Raw genomic sequence first — 17048 nt, forward strand, 5'->3', positions numbered from 1 at the left:
ACACCTATGAACATTGTCGTTTGCGTGAAGCACGTCCCCGACGCCACCGCCGACCGGCGCTTCGAGTCCGACAACACCGTGGACCGCGTCGGTGTGGACGGTCTGCTGTCCGAGCTCGACGAGTACGCCGTCGAGCAGGCGCTGCAGCTCAAGGAGAAGTCCGAGGACCCCGCGTCCACCACCGTCACCGCGCTGTGCGTCGGCCCCGAGAAGGCCGTCGACGCCGTGCGCAAGGCCCTGCAGATGGGCTGTGACCAAGGCATCCACGTCTCCGACGAGGCCGTGGCCGGCTCCGACTACATCGCCACCTCGCTGGTGCTGGCCAAGGCTGTCGAGAAGGCCGGCGAGGAGAACCCCGTCGACCTCGTCATGTGCGGGATGGCCTCCACCGACGCCTCCGGCAGCGTGGTCCCGGCCATGCTCGCCGAGCGGATGGGCCTGCCGCAGGTCACGCTCGCCTCCGTGGTCGAGACCCAGGGCGACCAGGTCCGGGTCAAGCGCGACGGCGACACCTCCACCGAGGTCATCGGCGCCACCATGCCGCTCGTGCTGTCGGTGACCGACCAGACCAGCGAGGCCCGCTACCCGTCCTTCAAGGGCATCATGGCGGCCAAGAAGAAGCCCATGCAGACCTGGTCGCTGGCCGACATCGGGGTCGACCCGTCGCTGGTCGGGCTCTCGGTCGCCTGGAGCGAGGTCGACGAGACCACCGAGCGCCCGCCGCGCTCGCAGGGCGAGATCGTCAAGGACGAGGACGGCTCCGGCGCTCCCGCGCTGGCCGGCTTCCTCGCGTCCAAGAAGTTCATCTGAGCAGCGGAAGCAGAGGAGACACCGATGTCTGAAGTCCTGGTGCTCGTCGACCACGTCGAGGGAGCCGTCCGCAAGCCCACCTACGAGCTGCTGGCCATCGCCAAGCGTCTCGGTGAGCCGTCCGCCGTCTTCATCGGCCCCGCCGACAAGGCCGACGAGGCGACCCAGAAGCTCACCGCCTACGGCGCCGAGAAGATCTACGTCGTCGACGACAGCGAGATCCGCGGCTACCTGGTGGCCCCCAAGGCCGAGACCCTGCAGCAGCTCGTGCAGCAGGCCTCGCCCGCCGCCGTGCTCATTCCCTCCACCTCGGAGGGCAAGGAGATCGGCGCCCGCCTGGCGATCAAGACCGAGTCCGGCCTGATCACCGACGCCGTCGACGTGCAGTCCGAGGGCGGGGTCCCGGTGACCACGCAGAGCGTCTTCGCCGGCAGCTGGACCACCCGGTCCAAGGTCACGCAGGGCACCCCGATCATCACGGTCAAGCCGAACTCGGCCGCGCCCGAGGAGACCGCAGGCGCCGGGGCGGTCGAGACCTTCGCCCCGACCATCTCGGACTCCGCGAAGCTGGCCAAGGTGGTGGCCTCGCAGCCGCGCCAGGCCTCGGGTCGCCCCGAGCTGACCGAGGCCGCCATCGTGGTCTCGGGCGGGCGCGGCACCGGTGGCGACTTCGCCCCGATCGAGGGCCTCGCCGACGCCCTGGGTGCGGCGGTGGGCGCCTCGCGCGCCGCGGTCGACTCGGGCTGGATGCCGCACAGCTTCCAGGTCGGGCAGACCGGCAAGACCGTCTCGCCGCAGCTCTACGTCGCCAACGGCATCTCGGGTGCGATCCAGCACCGTGCCGGGATGCAGACCTCGAAGACGATCATCGCGGTCAACAAGGACGAGGAGGCGCCGATCTTCGAGCTCGTCGACTTCGGCGTCGTCGGCGACCTGCACGCGATCCTCCCGGCCGCGACCGAGGAGATCACCAAGCGCAAGGGCTGAGCCCCCGCGCCACCGCTCGACCGTCGGCCCGCCGCCCCGCCCGGGTGGCGGGCCGACGCGCGTCCGCACCTATGACGGCGCTCACACCGCTCTGGCAGGATCGGGTGGCACACCCAGCCACCGCACCCGACCTGGAGGACACGTCCCCGCCATGAGCGAGCCCCTCATCCACACCAGCCCCCTGCCGGCTGTCGAGATCCCCGACGTCGCGCTGACGTCGTACTGCTTCGAGCACGCCGCCGAGCGTGCCGACCAGCCGGCGCTCGTCGACGGCCCGACCGGGCGCACGCTCACCTACGGACAGCTCGAGGAGCAGGTACGCCGGTTCGCCGGCGGTCTGGCCGCCCGCGGCTTCGGTCCCGGCGACACCCTCGCGCTGCTGTCGCCGAACATCCCCGAGTACGCGGTGGTCTTCCACGGGGTGGCCCTGGCCGGGGGTGCGATCACGACGATCAACCCGACGTACACCGCCAAGGAGATGGCGCACCAGATCAAGGACGCGAAGCCGCGCTTCATGGTGACGATCGGGATGTTCCTCGAGACCGCCCAGCAGGCGTCCGCGGACACCACGGTCGAGGAGGTCTTCGTGCTCGGCGGGACCGAGGACGGGGACCTGCGCGGCGCCCACGACGCGGCCGAGCTGTTCGGGGAGCCCCTGGCCGAGCAGGTGCCGGTCGGGCGCGACGACGTGGTCGCGCTGCCGTACTCCTCCGGCACCACCGGGCTGTCCAAGGGCGTGATGCTGACCCACGGCAACCTGGTGGCCAACATCGCCCAGGTGATCGACGCCGGCAAGCTCTCCGACGACGAGTCGTTCGTGGCGGTGCTGCCGTTCTTCCACATCTACGGCATGCAGGTGCTGATGAACGCGGGGCTGCGCGCCGGCGCCACGGTGATCACGATGCCGCGCTTCGACCTCGAGATGTACCTCCGGCTCAACGCCGAGCACGGCTGCACCCGCGCCTACGTCGCGCCGCCGATCGTGGTCGCGCTGGCCAAGCACCCGCTGGTCGACCAGTACGACCTCGGTTCGATGGGCTACGTCATGTCCGGCGCGGCGCCGCTCTCGGCCGAGACCGGTGAGCTCGCCGCGACCCGGCTGGGCTGCGAGGTCGTGCAGGGCTACGGGATGACCGAGATGTCCCCGGTCTCCCACATGACCGTGCCCGGCGACTACAAGCCCGGGTCGGTGGGCGTCACCGTGCCCGGCACGGAGTGCATGATCGTCGACCCGGCCTCGGGCGACAGCCTCGGCACCGACGCCGAGGGCGAGCTGTGGGTGCGCGGTCCGCAGGTGATGAAGGGCTACCTCGGGCGCCCCGAGGACTCCGACGCCACCCGGGACGCGCAGGGCTGGCTGCACACCGGCGACATCGCCCGGATCGACGACACCGGGCACGTCTACATCGTCGACCGGCTCAAGGAGCTCATCAAGTACAAGGGCTTCCAGGTGCCGCCGGCCGAGCTCGAGTCGGTGCTGCTGACGCACGACGAGATCACCGACGCCGCCGTCGTGGGCACGCCGGACGAGGAGGCCGGCGAGATCCCGGTCGGCTTCGTGGTGCTGAAGCCCGGCTCGACCCTGAGCGCCGACGAGGTGAAGGCCTACGTCGCCGCCGAGGTCGCGACCTACAAGCGGCTGGGCCACGTGGTCGTCGTCGACGAGATCCCGAAGTCGGCCTCCGGCAAGATCCTGCGCCGGGTACTGCGCGACCAGGTCCCCGCCTGAGCGGACCCGCCCGAGCGCAGGACCACGCCACGCACGACGGGCCCCGACCGGATCTCCGGTCGGGGCCCGTCGCGTGCTGCGAGGGGTCGCGGGTCAGCGGCGGAAGCCGCCGTAGCCCCACGCCTCGTCGATCAGGCCCACCTTCTCGGCGCGGACCACCCGGCGCCCGTCCGGGCGGGTCCTGAGGGTCACCTTCCGGTCCACCTGGTTGTTGGTCGTGTCGGACTCGACCAGGGCGTCGTTGGGGTTGGCGCTGACCCGGACGTAGTACGTGCCGTCCGCCAGCTTCTTGATGCCGCCGAAGGCCTGGCCGGCGCGGTACTGCGCGTAGGTGTCGCCCGAGCCGGCCGAGAGGACCTCGCGCACCGAGAGCGACCCGCGGCTGCCGCAGGCGGTGGCGAGGTCGGTGTTCTCGGGGCGCCAGTCGGCTCCGTCGACGGTGTAGTCGACCGCGTCGGTGTTGGCCAGGCAGAACGAGACCTTGCCGGAGTCGCGCACGACCTGCTTGTCCGCGTCGAGCAGCTGGTAACGGGCGAAGTCCTCGAAGTGCCAGTGGTTGTGGTTCTCGGCGTGCCAGTAGAAGCCGCTGTCCTCGACCGACTGGTAGGCGACCTGCTCGCCGTCGGTGTCGAAGAAGTACTGGTAGGCCGCCATCACGTCCTCGTCGGCGGTGCGGAACCCGTCGACGACGAGGGGGCTGTTCCCGGCGTTCCAGACGTTCGCGGCGAAGCTCATCTGCGTGCCCTTGCCGTTCAGCCCGATCTCGAAGGCCGGCAGCGAGCGGAGGTCGGGCATCGGCGTGCCCTCGGGCAGGTCGGCCGCGGCACGCGGGGCGGGCTCGGCCGCCGCAGGCCGGGCAGCGGCGTCCGACCCGCCGGTGGCGGTGGCCCCCGCGCGGGCCTTCTGGTCCCCCCAGCCCATCCGCCAGTCGGGTCCGCGGTCGTCGGACTTGCGGATGGTCAGCGGCACGTCGACGTGCGACTCCTCGGGGTCCAGGCCCCAGGCGGCGACGTACCGGTCGCCGACCGCGACGGTCGCGGTGTAGGAGCCGACGGGGAGCCGGGTGCGGGTGGCGGCCCAGAGGCGGCTGGCGTACCCGTCCTGGACGCCCTGGACCGAACCCAGCGTGTACGGGTTGTACGGGCAGCCCCAGGGGTAGGCGTTGGTCGCGGCGCCCTCGGGCTGGATGCGCTCGGCGTCGCCGTTGAGGCAGGTGGCGACCGACCTCGTCCGGCCGACGGGATCGCCGTCGGCGTCGCGGAACGAGACCTCGAGCAGGCCCGGCAGTCCGGAGAAGTCCGGCTGCAGGTCGCTGCCGAACGTCCCCGACTGCTCGCCCAGGGTCCAGGTGGTCGTGATCGGGCCGTCGTAGGGGTCCGTGGCGGGCCGGTTGCTGCGCACCTCGAGGTCGCCGGCGCCGGCCACGGCGCGTACCCGGAGGTCGAGGTAGGAGAAGCGCCCGTCCTTCTCGGCCTTCATCTTCTTGGCGCCCATCAGGGCCAGGGGGCCGTCGTAGGCGGTGACGTCCCCGGGACCGCCCGGGTCCTCGTGCCCGGGATCGGCGACGGCCGGCCCGGTGGCGGCGAGCGTGCCGGTGGCGCAGGCGGTGGAGAGCAGGGCTGCGGCGACGAGCCGGCGTGGTGAGGTCACGAGGTTCCCCTTCGGGTCTGGTGCGGGCGGACCACCGTGGTCCACCTGTGAGACGCCTCACCCTGTCGGATGGTTGCCACGGACCGTGGGAACTCCCGCCGGTCTGGTCCGCGCGTGTCCTGCCCTAGGCTCCGAGCATGGTGGCAGCAGCCGGGACGTACGACGCCGCAGCCGCCGTCGCCGAGCAGGCCGGCCGGGCGCGGACCGCCTCCTGGGACCTCGCCCTGGCGACCCGGGCCCGCAAGGACGACGCGCTGCGGGCGATGGCCGACGCCCTGGTCGCCGCGCAGGACGCCGTGCTGACCGCCAACGCCGACGACGTGGCCGCGGCCGAGGAGGCCGGCACGGAGCCGTCCGTCGTCGACCGGCTGCGCCTCGACGCCTCCCGGCTCGCGGCGATGGCCGAGGGGCTGCGCGACGTCGCCGACCTCCCGGACCCCGTCGGCGAGGTCGTCCGGGGCTCGACGCTGGCCAACGGGCTCGAGCTGCGGCAGGTGCGGGTGCCGCTGGGCGTGGTGGCCGTGGTCTACGAGGCGCGCCCCAACGTCACCGCGGACGCCGCGGGGATCTGCCTGAAGTCGGGCAACGCCGTGCTGCTGCGCGGCAGCTCGTCGGCGGCCCGCACCAACGCCGCGGTGGTGGACGTGCTGCGTGCCGCGGTCGCCGGCGCCGGACTGCCGGCCGACGTCGTGCAGCTGGTCGACAGCCGCAGCCGGGACAGCGTGGGCGCGCTGATGCGGGCCCGTGGGCTGGTCGACGTCCTGGTGCCGCGCGGGGGAGCGGGGCTGATCCGCAGCGTGGTGGAGGGCTCGACCGTGCCCGTCATCGAGACCGGCGTCGGGAACTGCCACGTCTACGTCGACGCCTCCGCCGACCTCGACCAGGCGCTGGCGGTGGTGATGAACGCCAAGACGCAGCGCACCAGCGTCTGCAACGCCGCCGAGTCGCTGCTGGTGCACGCCGACGTCGCCGAGACCTTCGTGCCGCGGGTCGTGGAGGCGCTCCAGGGGGCCGGCGTCACGGTTCACGGCGACCCGGTGTTCGCGGCGTACGACGGGGTGGTCCCGGCGACCGACGACGACCACGCCCGGGAGTACCTGTCGCTGGACCTCAGCGCCGCGGTCGTGCCCGACCTGGAGGCCGCGGTCGCGCACGTGCGCCGCTTCTCCAGCGGCCACTCCGAGGCCATCCTCACCCGGGACCAGGGGGCGGCGCGCCGCTTCGTGGCGGCGGTCGACTCCGCCGTGGTCCTGGTGAACGCCTCGACCCGGTTCACCGACGGCGCCGAGCTCGGCTTCGGCGCCGAGATCGGGATCAGCACCCAGAAGCTGCACGCGCGAGGTCCGATGGGCCTGCCCGAGATGACGTCGACCAAGTACGTCGTCACCGGTGACGGCCACGTCCGGTGACCGCGCTCTCGGCTGACCGGGCGGGGACGCGCTGATGGAGCTGCTCTGGAGCACCTTCGGGGTCTCGGTCCTCTCGGCCTTCTTCCCGGTCGTCAACATCGAGGCCTACCTCGGCGTGGTCGCCTCGCAGGTCGGCACCACCCAGTCCCTGCCCCTGGCGGTCACCGCCGCGTTCGGCCAGGCCCTCGGCAAGATCGCCTGGTACGAGGCCGCGCGACGCGGCACCGACAGCCGGTGGATGGCCAAGCGGCTCGAGAAGCCGGCGGTGCGGGCGCGGTACGAGTCCTGGACCTACCGCGCCGAGGGCCGTCCGCTGCTGGTCGTGGGGGTGCTCTTCACGGCCTCGCTGGTCGGGCTGCCCCCGCTGCTGGTGGTCGCGCCGCTGGCCGGGGCGCTGCGCCTGAACCGCCTGGTGTTCGTGGCCACCATCGTGGCCGGCCGCTCGGTGCAGTTCTTCGTGATCCTCCAGGGCATCGGCCACCTGCTCGGCTGACCGGGACCGGTAGGCTGCGGGCATGTCGCAGAGCCTCGTCCTCCCCCTGGTCCTCCGTGCCGCCGAGGAGGGCGCCCACAGCGGCCCCAACCACTGGCTGATCGGCGGCCTCGTCCTGCTCATCTTCCTGGGCATGCTGATCGGGCTGGTGTCCTTCGGCGGGGGCCGCGAGCACAGCTGAGCACGATGACCCCCGTGACCACCGCGAACGGCGCCCGGCCCGGCCGTCGTCGCCGCATCGGCGTCATGGGCGGCACCTTCGACCCGATCCACCACGGACACCTCGTGGCGGCCTCCGAGGTCCAGTCCTCCTACGACCTCGACGAGGTCGTGTTCGTCCCGACCGGCCAGCCCTGGCAGAAGTCGGGCCGTGAGGTCTCCCCGGCCGAGCACCGCTACCTGATGACGGTGATCGCCACCGCCGCCAACCCGCGGTTCTGGGTGTCCCGGGTCGACATCGACCGGGGCGGGCCGACGTACACCGTCGACACCCTGCGCGACCTGCGCACGGCGATGCCCGACGCCGAGCTGTACTTCATCACCGGTGCCGACGCGCTGGCCGGCATCTTCGGCTGGCGCGGCCACGAGCAGCTCTTCGAGCTCGCGCACTTCGTCGGCTGCACCCGCCCGGGCTACGAGATGGACGACGCCGCGCTCGCGGCGATCCCCTCGGACCGGGTGGCCATGCTCGAGATCCCCGCGCTGGCCATCTCGTCCACCGACTGCCGCGACCGGCAGCGCGCGGGGCAGCCCGTCTGGTACCTCGTGCCCGACGGTGTGGTGCAGTACATCACCAAGCACGGGCTCTACGCCGACCTCGCACGCACCGACCCACCCACCCTCACCGCCACCTCCGGAGACAGATGACCGCCACCGACCACGCCGTCGAGCTGACCCACGTCGCAGCGCGCGCCGCGGGCGACAAGCTCGCCCACCAGATCGTCGCCTTCGACGTCAGCGACCAGCTGGCGATCACCGACGTCTTCGTCATCGCCAGCGCGCCCAGCGACCGCCAGGTCAAGGCCGTGGTCGACGAGGTGCAGGCCAAGCTCCGCGAGGCCGGCGCCAAGCCGCTGCGTCGTGAGGGCGAGCGGCAGGGGCGGTGGGTGCTGCTGGACTACGGCGAGATCGTCGTCCACGTCCAGCACGAGGAGGAGCGCGAGTTCTACGCCCTCGAGCGGCTCTGGCGCGACTGCCCCCTGATCGAGCTGCCGGTGGACGTCGACGGCGGGGCCCGGTGAGCGGACCCCGCTCGCTGGTCCTGCTCCGCCACGGCCGCACCGCCTACAACGCCGCCAGCCGCATCCAGGGCCAGGTCGACGTCGACCTGGACGACACCGGCCACGACCAGGCCGCCCGCGCGGCGGTGGCCGTCGCCGCCCTCCAGCCGGACGTGCTGTGGTGCTCCGACCTCGAGCGCACCCGCTCGACCGCGGCGTACGTGGCGAAGGAGACCGGCCTCGAGCCGACCTACGACGCCCGCTTGCGCGAGTTCCACCTCGGCGAGCGCGAGGGCCTGACCCACGCGGAGTTCGCCGAGCTCGCGCCCGAGGAGTTCGCCCGCTTCCGGCTCGGCGACTTCGACGCGGTCAGCGGGGGAGAGGCCACGGCCGCGGTCGCCTCCCGGATGAGCGAGGTCGCCGGCGAGCTGCTGGCCGCCACCCCGGCCGGTGGCACCGCGGTCGCCGTCTCCCACGGCGCCGCGATCCGTACGGCGGTCACCGCCCTGGTGGGCTGGCCCCTCACCGCCCTCTCGGCCCTGCACGGCCTCGACAACTGCGGCTGGGTCGTCCTCGACGAGCACAAGGTCGACCCCGACGGCCCCGGCACGCTGCGCCTGCGCGCCTACAACCGCACCGCCGACGCCTGACCCACCCCCGCCAGCCCCGGTGGTCGAGGAGCGAGCGCAGCGAGCGTCACGAGACCCCTCCACAGGGGCGTAGGTCCACTGACGATCGAACGCGTGTTCGACTACACTGGATCCATGACCACCACCGCCCACACCTGCGACGACAGCACCGGGCCCGACCCGATGCTCGACGTCGAGGTGGAGGCGGTGATGTCTCCGGACCCGTCGTTCTTCGAGTGGGTCCACGAGCTGGATGACCGCCGCGAAGCCACCCGAGCCGCACTGCTGGCCGAAGTCAAGGACGCCAAGGCGGTCCGCGCTGCCGCAGAGGTCCGGGTGCTCCAGACCATCGTCGAGTGGTGCGTAGCGAACGAAGCGCTCCGTGAAGACGAGGCGATGTGGATCGCCGGGTACGGCGACCACGGCCTGGCCCTCGGTGGCGCGGGGTGCCCGCTGGTGCGTGAGTCCGCGGTCATCGAGCTCTCCGCCGCACTGGAGGTCTCCACCCGCTCCGGCGCCGACCAGATCGCCCTCACGCTGGAGCTCCGCTACCGGCTCCCCACGTTGTGGGCCCGCGTCATCTCCGGTGCGTGCCCGGTCTGGCGGGCACGGCTCGTCGCGGAGAAGACCATGGCCCTGTGCGAGGACGGTGCCGCCGAGGTCGACCGCCTCGTCGGCCCGTTCGCCCACTCCATCTCCTACGCCCAGCTGTCCCGCCTGACCGACGAAGCACTGATGCGGTGGGACCCCCAAGCGGCTGAGGAGAAGCGGAAGGCTGCCGCCGACGGCAGGTACTGCCGTATCGGCCTCTCGCAGCACGTCGACGGCACCGTGCAGCTCGACGCGGGCCTCGACCTCGCCGACGCCCTCGCCCTCGAAGCAGCTGTGCGGGATCGGGCCAAGGCGTACGCCGAGGACGGATCGACCGAGTCCCTCGACGTCCGCCGCTCCCAAGCCCTCGGCTCGCTGGCCACCGGACAGCCCACCCTCCCCGAGGGACAGGACGAACCCACGACACCAACGACACCGGCAGGGCCGAGCCTGGTGCTGTACGCCCACATCCCCGGCGGGGTGTTCAACCCGCTGTTCCAGGCCGGCCCTGGCCCCGTCAACGACGCCCTGGTGTCACGCCTGGACAACCGGCACCCCGCCAAAGGCCCCATCAGCACCGCCCAGGTCCGCCAGTGGGCACAGACCGCGGCCAGCATCACGATCCGGCCGGTCCTTGATCTGGCCGAGACGATCCACTGCGACTCCTACGAGTGCTCGGATCGCCTGAAGGAACAGACCCAGCTGCGCGACACCACCTGCGTGTTCCCGTGGTGCACCAACCCGGCGGTCTTCACCGACATGGAACACGTCATCCCCTACCCCGACGGCCCCACCGAGACCGGGAACGTCGCCCCCGCCTGCCGGCAGCACCACCGCGCCAAGACCCACATGGGCTGGGACTACGAGGTCCTCGGACCCGGGCTGTACCTGTGGACCAGTCCCCAAGGCGAGCGGTACTTGAGGTCCCACGCCGGGACGCATCCGATCGACCAGCTCCCACCGGGTCCACCACCCGACCCGCTGCCCGAGTCGCCGGACACCACCCCGTACCTGGACCCGTCACCTCCGGTCGCCGACGACCCCGACGACCCCGACGACCCCGACGAGTCACCACCCCGCGACAACACACCACCGTTCTGACCCGTTGACCACCAGCAGCAGCCGTACCGCCGGACCGGGCACGCCCACCGGCGGTACCGGCACGCCCGGACCTCCCCCGGTCACGCGGTGGCTCTCGACTCGCGATCTGGTGCCACCTGCTGACACCGGATCACGACCCGACCACCCCCGCGGCACGGCCCCACCATCGACCCACCGCGACTGGTCTCGTGACGCTCGCTTCGCTCGCTCCACGACCACCGGGGTTGGCGCGCTCGCTCCTCGAGCACCGCTGGCCGGCGCGGCACGCCACCCCTCCGACGGGGACCCCCTGATTCGCGTCGGAGGTGGGGTGCTTGTAATATCTCCCGAGTCGCCAGCACGGCGGCAGGTCTGGGGCTGTGGCGCAGCTGGTAGCGCATCTGCATGGCATGCAGAGGGTCAGGGGTTCGAGTCCCCTCAGCTCCACCGAGACCGGTACGACGGCGGGTTCCTCCAGGGGAACCCGCCGTCGTTCGTTCGTCGTCCTGGGGGTCAGCTCGCGTGCCCCACCGACACGGTCGCGTCCTCGGGGACGGGCACGCGATCCTCGGTGTCGAGGCGGCTGGGCCACCAGATCCGCCCGCCCAGGTCCATGTTGATCGCGGTCACGAGCACCGAGCGCACGATCATCGTGTCGAGGATGACGCCGAGCGCGACGGCGACGCCGAGCTGCGCCAGGAACACCACGGGGATGGTGCCCAGCACCAGGAACGTGGCGGCCAGCACGAGCCCGGCGCTGGTGATCACCCCGCCGGTGGAGGTCAGCGCCACCAGGGCGCCCGTACGGGTGCCGGAGTGCCTCGTCTCCTCACGCACCCGGGTCATCAGGAAGATGTTGTAGTCGATCCCGAGGGCCACGAGGAACACGAAGGCGAAGAGGGGGAAGCCGGGATCGGACCCGGCGAACCCGAAGACGTACTCGAACAGCATCGCCGAGATGCCGAGGGCGGCCCCGAAGGACAGCACGACCGTCACGATCAGGATGACCGGCGCCAGCACCGAGCGCAGCAGGATCATGAGGATGAGCAGCACCAGGAGCAGGATGACCGGGATGATCACCAGGTTGTCGCGGTTGGCGGCGTCCCGGGTGTCGAGGAAGAACGCCGAGCTGCCACCCACCAGCGCGTCGGCGCCGTCGAGGTCGTGCACGGCGCCGCGGACGCGTTCGACGGTGGCGAAGGCCGTAGGCGAGGCCGGGTCGGCGTCGATGGCGGCCTCGACGAAGGTGACGTCACCGGCGGTGACGGCAGGTTTGGGCGGCTCCACGCCCTCGAGACCCGTCAGCGCCTCGGTGACCGCGACGTCGGTGCCGGCCTGCGCCACCACCATCACCGTGTTGGACTGGTCGACCAGGCCGGCGTCCACCAGGACCTGCTGGCCGGTCACCGACTGGAACTCCTCGGTGTAGGAGTGCGCGGTCGACAGCCCGTTCGTGTCGAGGCGGAGCAGGCCCAGACAGGCGATCGCCAGCAGCACGGAGGTGACCACCCAGACCTGGCGCGGGCGGGGTGCGATCCAGCGCCCGACCCTGGCCCAGACGCCGGTCTGGGTCGGCTCCGCCGAGCCGAACCCGGGACGGCGCGGCCAGAAGATCCACCGGCCGGTGATCACCAGCAGGGCGGGCAGGAGCGTCACCATGACGACGAAGGTGACGGTGATGCCGATCGCCGCGACCGGCCCGAGGCCGGCGGTGGAGTTCATCTCGGCGAACAGCAGGCACAGCATGCCCAGCGCCACCGTCGCGGCGCTGGCCAGCAGGGCCGGGGCGGCGCGGTGGAGCGCGAACGCCATCGCCTCGTGCCGGTCCGCGTGCCGACGGAGCTCCTCGCGGTAGCGCGCCACGAGCAGCAGGGCGTAGTCGGTGCCGGCGCCGATCACCAGGATGGTGAGGATCGCGTACGACTGGCCGTTCACGGTGAGACCGGCGTCCCGGGCCAGGAAGTAGATCAAAGCCTGGGACACGAACAGGGCCACGACCGCGCTCAGGATCGGCAGGATCCACAGGACCGGGCTGCGGTAGGTCAGCAGCAGGATCAGGATGACGACGCCCAGGGTGGCGGCGAGCAGGGTGGTGTCGATCCCGCCGAACGCCTCGGCGGCGTCGGCGGCCTGGCCGCCGGCGCCGGCCACGTAGACCTCCACGCCATCGATGGCGGCGGTGGCCCGCAGCTCGTCGGCGATGCCCGGCATCTCGTTCCAGCCCTCGGCGCCGAGGTCGAAGGTGATGCTGGTCTGCGCGACCCGACCGTCCTGCGAGAGGGCGGGGAAGCCGAGCTGCTCGGCGGTGGCGGGGCTGACGACGGGCGGGGCCCGGCCCTCCGTGGGCGCGGCGACGCCGTCCATCGTCGCGAACTCCGCAGCCTGGTCCTCGATCGCGGCGAGATCGCTCTGCGTGAGTCCGGCGCCCCGTTCGTAGACCACGACGGTGGGGATGGCGTTCGGGTCCTGGAACGGCTCGAGCCGCTCGAGGGCCCGGGTCGACTCGGCAGACTCCGGCAGCCACGAGGAGGCCTCGTTGTTCTGGACGTCGGCAAGCTTGGCCGCGAACCCCGCGGAACCGGCCATCACCACGAGCCAGGCGACCACGACGAGCCACTTGGTGACACGTCCGGTCAGGATGCCCGCGAGCCCACGGTTCATGACTACCAGTGGAGCAGAACCCCCGGGGGACCGCACCCGAGGACTAGGTCCCGGTGGTGGCCCGCACCGGCTCCAGCTCGTCCCAGTCCACCGCGGTGACCCGCTGCTGGTACTCCGAGACGGTGCCGGGCCAGTTGGTGGTGATCCGGCTGCCCTCCTTGTACCAGCTGTCGCAGTCCGCCCAGGCGCTGTCGGTGAGGCGTTCCTGGACCTCGGCGTCCCAGCCGGTGGCGACCTCCGGGCGCACGTCGAGCAGCACCAGGTCACCGGCGGCGCGTCGGCGGCCGATCTCGGCGGCGACCTCGGCGACGTACCCGGCCTGGGCCTCCATCATGTTGATGATCGAGCTACCTCCCAGGTTCGTGTTCGGCCCGTAGATGCAGAACAGGTGGGGGAAGCCGGGCACGCTCACGCCGCGGTGCGCCCAGGCGCCGCCGGCCCAGGCGTCGTGGTGCAGGCGGCGGCCCCCTAGGCCGACCACCTCGATCCCGGCCAGGAACGAGGTCGCGGCGAAGCCGGTGCCCCAGATCAGCAAGTCGGCCTCGTGCAGGGTCCCGTCGGCCGTACGCACCCCGCCGGCCTCGACCCGGTCCACCGCCTCGGTCACGACGTCGACGTGGTCGCGGTCCAGGGCGGGGTACCAGTCGTTGGAGAACAGCAGCCGCTTGCAGCCGATCGGGTAGTCCGGGACCAGCCGGCGGCGCAGACCGGCGTCGCGGACCTGGCGGCGCAGCTGGAGGCGCCACGCGGCCCGGATCGCGGCGAGGGTCGGACGGGAGGTGCGCGCCTGGCCGCCGAGGGCGGAGTTGAGCCGTTCGGAGACCCAGAAGACGGCGTCGCGCTCGAAGGTGAGGGTGCGCGGGCGCTGCTCGAACGCGCGGCGGTAGCGGGGGCCGTACTCCTGGTCGGGCTTGGGCACGACGTACGGCGCCGAGCGCTGGAAGACCGTCATCGCGGCGACCCGGTCGACGATGCCGGGCACGAACTGGATCGCGCTCGCACCGGTGCCGACCACGGCCACGCGCTTGCCGGTGAGGTCGACGTCGTGGCGCCAGTGCGCGGAGTGGAACGCCGGGCCGGCGAAGTCGTCGGCGCCCTCGACCCGGGGGACGACCGGGTTCGAGAGCTGGCCCACGGCCGAGACCACCACGTCGGCGGTGAAGGTGCGCCCGGCGCGGGTGCGCACGGTCCAGGTCCCCGTCTCCTCGTCGAGCACCACCTGCACGACGTCCTGGCCGGTCACGACCAGGTCCAGCAGGCCCTCGCGGGTCGCGGCGTCGCGCAGGTAGGCCAGGATCTCCGGCTGCTTGGAGTAGCGCCGGCCCCAGCCGGGGTTGGGCGCCCACGACCACGAGTAGAGCGGGGAGGGCACGTCGCAGGCCGCGTCGGGGTAGGTGTTGTCCCGCCAGACCCCGCCCACCGTCTCCGCGCGCTCGAGCACCACGACGTCCTCGACGCCGGCCTCCCGCAGCGCCCGCGCCGCTCCCAGACCTCCGAACCCTGCCCCCACGATGACTGTGCGCACGGGCTGCAGTCTGACGTGGCCGTCGCGCCGCGTCCATCGGGGTCGCACCCGACGGGGGTGACACACCTTCACCCCTCGTTCACCCGACGGACAGGTCCTGCCCCCCGGCCCGAGGGGGGCGCAGACCTACCTTTCCGACGTCAGCCCACCTGCACCCGCTCGGGAATCCGGGCAGAGGAGATCAGATGACCCCCGCCCAGCCCACCCCACGCACCCTCCTGCCGCTGACCCCGGTGGGCGGCGCGGCCAGGCGGCACGGCTCGCGCAGCTTCGCCACGTGTCACTACCGCTGCGGCAGCGCCTGCGACATGCCGGTGCCGAACACCACCGGGAACGGCCACGTCCAGGACGAGATCGCCAAGGTGGTCGGGCGCCGCCGCGTGCTCCAGGGCGCCGCCCTGGTGGGCGCCGCCGGCGCCTTCGGCGGCCTGGTGGCGAGCCCGGTCGCCGCGGCCGAGGGGGGCGGTGCCGCCGCCGCCCGCGCGGCCGCCGCGGCACGCACCACCCAGGACCTCGGCACCACGCCGTTCCGCCCCGTCGCGCCCAACACGGTCGACGCGGTGCGCACTGCGCCGGGCTTCACCCACGACGTGGTCATCCGCTGGGGTGACGCCGTGCTGCGCGGGGCGCCCAAGTTCGACGCCCGCAACCAGAGCCCCGCGGCCGCCGAGCGGCAGTTCGGCTACAACTGCGACTACGTCGGCCTGATCCCGACCACCGGTGACAAGGCGCTGCTCGTGGTCAACCACGAGTACACCAACGAGGAGCTGATGTTCCCCGCCGACACCTACACCGACGACGAGATCAAGCTGATCTCGATGCGCAACCACGGCATGTCGGTGGTCACGGTCAAGCGGGGACTGGTCCCCGGCTCCTGGCGCCAGGTGAAGAACCTGAGGCGCGCCCCGCAGAACCGCCGGATCCACATCGAGACCGCGTTCGCCCTCACCGGTCCCGCCGCCGGCGACGACCGGCTCAAGACCTCCGCCGACCCGTCCGGGCGACGGGTGTTCGGCACCTTGAACAACTGCGCCGGCAGCACCACGCCGTGGGGCACGGTGCTCTCGGGCGAGGAGAACTTCAACCAGTACTTCGACGGGGTCCCGGACCCCTCCCTGGCCACGGAGTACGCCCGCTACGGCATCGCCGGCGGCGAGGGCCGCGGCTGGAGCGGGGTCGACCCTCGCTTCGGCCTGGGCAACGAGCCCAACGAGCCGCACCGCTTCGGCTGGGTCGTCGAGGTCGACCCGACCGACCCGACCTCCACCCCGATGAAGCACACGATGCTGGGCCGCTTCAAGCACGAGGGCGCCGACGTCGTGATCGCCAGGAGCGGCCAGGCGGTGGCCTACATGGGCGACGACGAGCGCGGCGACTACCTCTACAAGTTCGTCTCCTCCGGGACCTTCACCCCGGGTACGGGGCGGCGGGCCAAGCGGGCCAACATGCGGCTGCTCACCGAGGGCACCCTCTACGTGGCCCGCCTGACCGGGGACGGGACCGGAGACGGCGAGTACGACGGCACCGGCGCCTGGATCCCGCTCTGCACCGACACCGAGTCCTTCGTCGAGGGGATGACCGTCGCCGAGGTGCTCGTGTTCACCCGCCTGGCGGCCGACGCGGTCGGCCCGACCCGGATGGACCGCCCCGAGGACGTCGAGCACAACCCGGTCAACGGCAAGGTGTACGCGGCGCTGACCAACAACACCCAGCGCGGCACCCGGTTCCCGGTCGACGAGGCGAACCCGGTCTCGGGCAACCGCAACGGCTACGTGCTCGAGCTGACCCCGGCCCGCGGCAACCATGCGGTGGCCAGGTTCACCTGGAACCTGCTGCTCGTCTGCGGTGACCCGGCCTCGGCCGAGACCTACTTCGGCGGGTTCCCGAAGGACGACGTCAGCCCGATCAGCTGCCCCGACAACGTCACCTTCGACGACCGCGGCAACCTGTGGGTCTCCACCGACGGCAACGCGCTGGGCTCCAACGACGGCATCTTCCGGGTGCCGGTCGAGGGGCCCGAGCGTGGCAAGGTGCAGCAGTTCCTGACGGTCCCGCGCGGGTCCGAGGCGTGCGGGCCCCTCATCGCCGACGGCAACCGGTCGCTGTTCTTCGCCGTCCAGCACCCCGGTGAGGACGACGGCTCGACCTTCGAGACGCCGTTCAGCACCTGGCCGCACACGAACGACTTCCCGCGGCCCTCGGTCTGCGTGGCCTTCCAGGCCCGCTGACCCGGGCTCGCTGGCAGGTCGTCGGCGGCGGGACGA

14 protein-coding genes and 1 tRNA gene are annotated in these 17048 nt (G+C 72.2%); 12 read left to right on the plus strand and 3 right to left on the minus strand.

Translation table 11 applies throughout. The features are described from left to right. Window positions 1-24: 24 nt before the first annotated feature. The 3 genes from ENKNEFLB_RS09540 to ENKNEFLB_RS09550 all read left to right on the plus strand — a co-directional run bounded on the left by ENKNEFLB_RS09540 (window position 25) and on the right by ENKNEFLB_RS09550 (window position 3526). On the plus strand, window positions 25-810 hold the full coding sequence (locus ENKNEFLB_RS09540) for an electron transfer flavoprotein subunit beta/FixA family protein (protein WP_246535939.1): 786 nt from the start codon (window positions 25-27) through the stop codon (window positions 808-810). Window positions 811-834: 24 nt separating this feature from the next. Continuing rightward, window positions 835-1797, plus strand: a complete 963-nt coding sequence (locus ENKNEFLB_RS09545) for an electron transfer flavoprotein subunit alpha/FixB family protein (RefSeq protein WP_214058966.1) — start codon at window positions 835-837, stop codon at window positions 1795-1797. A gap of 151 nt (window positions 1798-1948) precedes the next feature. Then, window positions 1949-3526, plus strand: coding sequence for a 4-coumarate--CoA ligase family protein (locus ENKNEFLB_RS09550; protein WP_214058967.1), 1578 nt, complete (start codon window positions 1949-1951; stop codon window positions 3524-3526). 93 nt (window positions 3527-3619) lie between these two features. On the opposite strand, the gene ENKNEFLB_RS09555 is transcribed toward ENKNEFLB_RS09550, so the two are convergent. Then, window positions 3620-5176, minus strand: coding sequence for a lysyl oxidase family protein (locus ENKNEFLB_RS09555; RefSeq protein ID WP_214058968.1), 1557 nt, complete (start codon window positions 5174-5176; stop codon window positions 3620-3622). A gap of 137 nt (window positions 5177-5313) precedes the next feature. Here ENKNEFLB_RS09555 and ENKNEFLB_RS09560 point away from each other — a divergent pair, with 137 nt between their 5' ends. The 8 genes from ENKNEFLB_RS09560 to ENKNEFLB_RS09595 all read left to right on the plus strand — a co-directional run bounded on the left by ENKNEFLB_RS09560 (window position 5314) and on the right by ENKNEFLB_RS09595 (window position 11045). Next, window positions 5314-6585: a glutamate-5-semialdehyde dehydrogenase gene (locus tag ENKNEFLB_RS09560; protein ID WP_214058969.1), complete on the plus strand. Its 1272-nt coding sequence runs from the start codon at window positions 5314-5316 to the stop codon at window positions 6583-6585. A 34-nt stretch (window positions 6586-6619) separates the two neighbouring features. Continuing rightward, on the plus strand, window positions 6620-7078 hold the full coding sequence (locus ENKNEFLB_RS09565; RefSeq protein ID WP_214058970.1) for a hypothetical protein: 459 nt from the start codon (window positions 6620-6622) through the stop codon (window positions 7076-7078). Window positions 7079-7100: 22 nt separating this feature from the next. Then, window positions 7101-7259: a hypothetical protein gene (locus ENKNEFLB_RS09570; protein ID WP_214058971.1), complete on the plus strand. Its 159-nt coding sequence runs from the start codon at window positions 7101-7103 to the stop codon at window positions 7257-7259. Between the two features lie 14 nt (window positions 7260-7273). After that, window positions 7274-7945 (plus strand): nicotinate-nucleotide adenylyltransferase, encoded by a 672-nt coding sequence (gene nadD / locus ENKNEFLB_RS09575; protein ID WP_275955956.1) that lies wholly within the window; start codon window positions 7274-7276, stop codon window positions 7943-7945. Beyond that, entirely contained in the window at window positions 7942-8319 is a 378-nt protein-coding gene (gene rsfS, locus ENKNEFLB_RS09580) for a ribosome silencing factor (RefSeq protein ID WP_160006405.1), read from the plus strand. The genes nadD and rsfS overlap by 4 nt, the downstream gene beginning before the upstream one ends. Next, window positions 8316-8948 carry a histidine phosphatase family protein gene (locus tag ENKNEFLB_RS09585; protein ID WP_214058973.1) on the plus strand — a complete coding sequence of 211 codons (633 nt, stop codon included), beginning with the start codon at window positions 8316-8318 and terminating at the stop codon, window positions 8946-8948. Before rsfS ends, ENKNEFLB_RS09585 begins: the two co-directional genes overlap by 4 nt. Window positions 8949-9062: 114 nt before the next feature. Continuing rightward, window positions 9063-10619, plus strand: coding sequence for an HNH endonuclease signature motif containing protein (locus tag ENKNEFLB_RS09590; RefSeq protein ID WP_214058974.1), 1557 nt, complete (start codon window positions 9063-9065; stop codon window positions 10617-10619). A gap of 353 nt (window positions 10620-10972) precedes the next feature. Next, window positions 10973-11045 (plus strand) — tRNA-Ala (locus ENKNEFLB_RS09595). Window positions 11046-11111: 66 nt separating this feature from the next. Here ENKNEFLB_RS09595 and ENKNEFLB_RS09600 read toward each other — a convergent pair. Then, window positions 11112-13259: an MMPL family transporter gene (locus tag ENKNEFLB_RS09600; RefSeq protein ID WP_214058975.1), complete on the minus strand. Its 2148-nt coding sequence runs from the start codon at window positions 13257-13259 to the stop codon at window positions 11112-11114. A gap of 43 nt (window positions 13260-13302) precedes the next feature. Beyond that, entirely contained in the window at window positions 13303-14784 is a 1482-nt protein-coding gene (locus ENKNEFLB_RS09605; RefSeq protein ID WP_214058976.1) for a flavin-containing monooxygenase, read from the minus strand. A 185-nt stretch (window positions 14785-14969) separates the two neighbouring features. Here ENKNEFLB_RS09605 and ENKNEFLB_RS09610 point away from each other — a divergent pair, with 185 nt between their 5' ends. Beyond that, entirely contained in the window at window positions 14970-17012 is a 2043-nt protein-coding gene (locus tag ENKNEFLB_RS09610) for a PhoX family protein (RefSeq protein ID WP_214058977.1), read from the plus strand. Window positions 17013-17048: the final 36 nt, after the last annotated feature.

The sequence above is a fragment of the Nocardioides aquaticus genome, from assembly GCF_018459925.1.
Lineage (GTDB): Bacteria > Actinomycetota > Actinomycetes > Propionibacteriales > Nocardioidaceae > Nocardioides > Nocardioides aquaticus.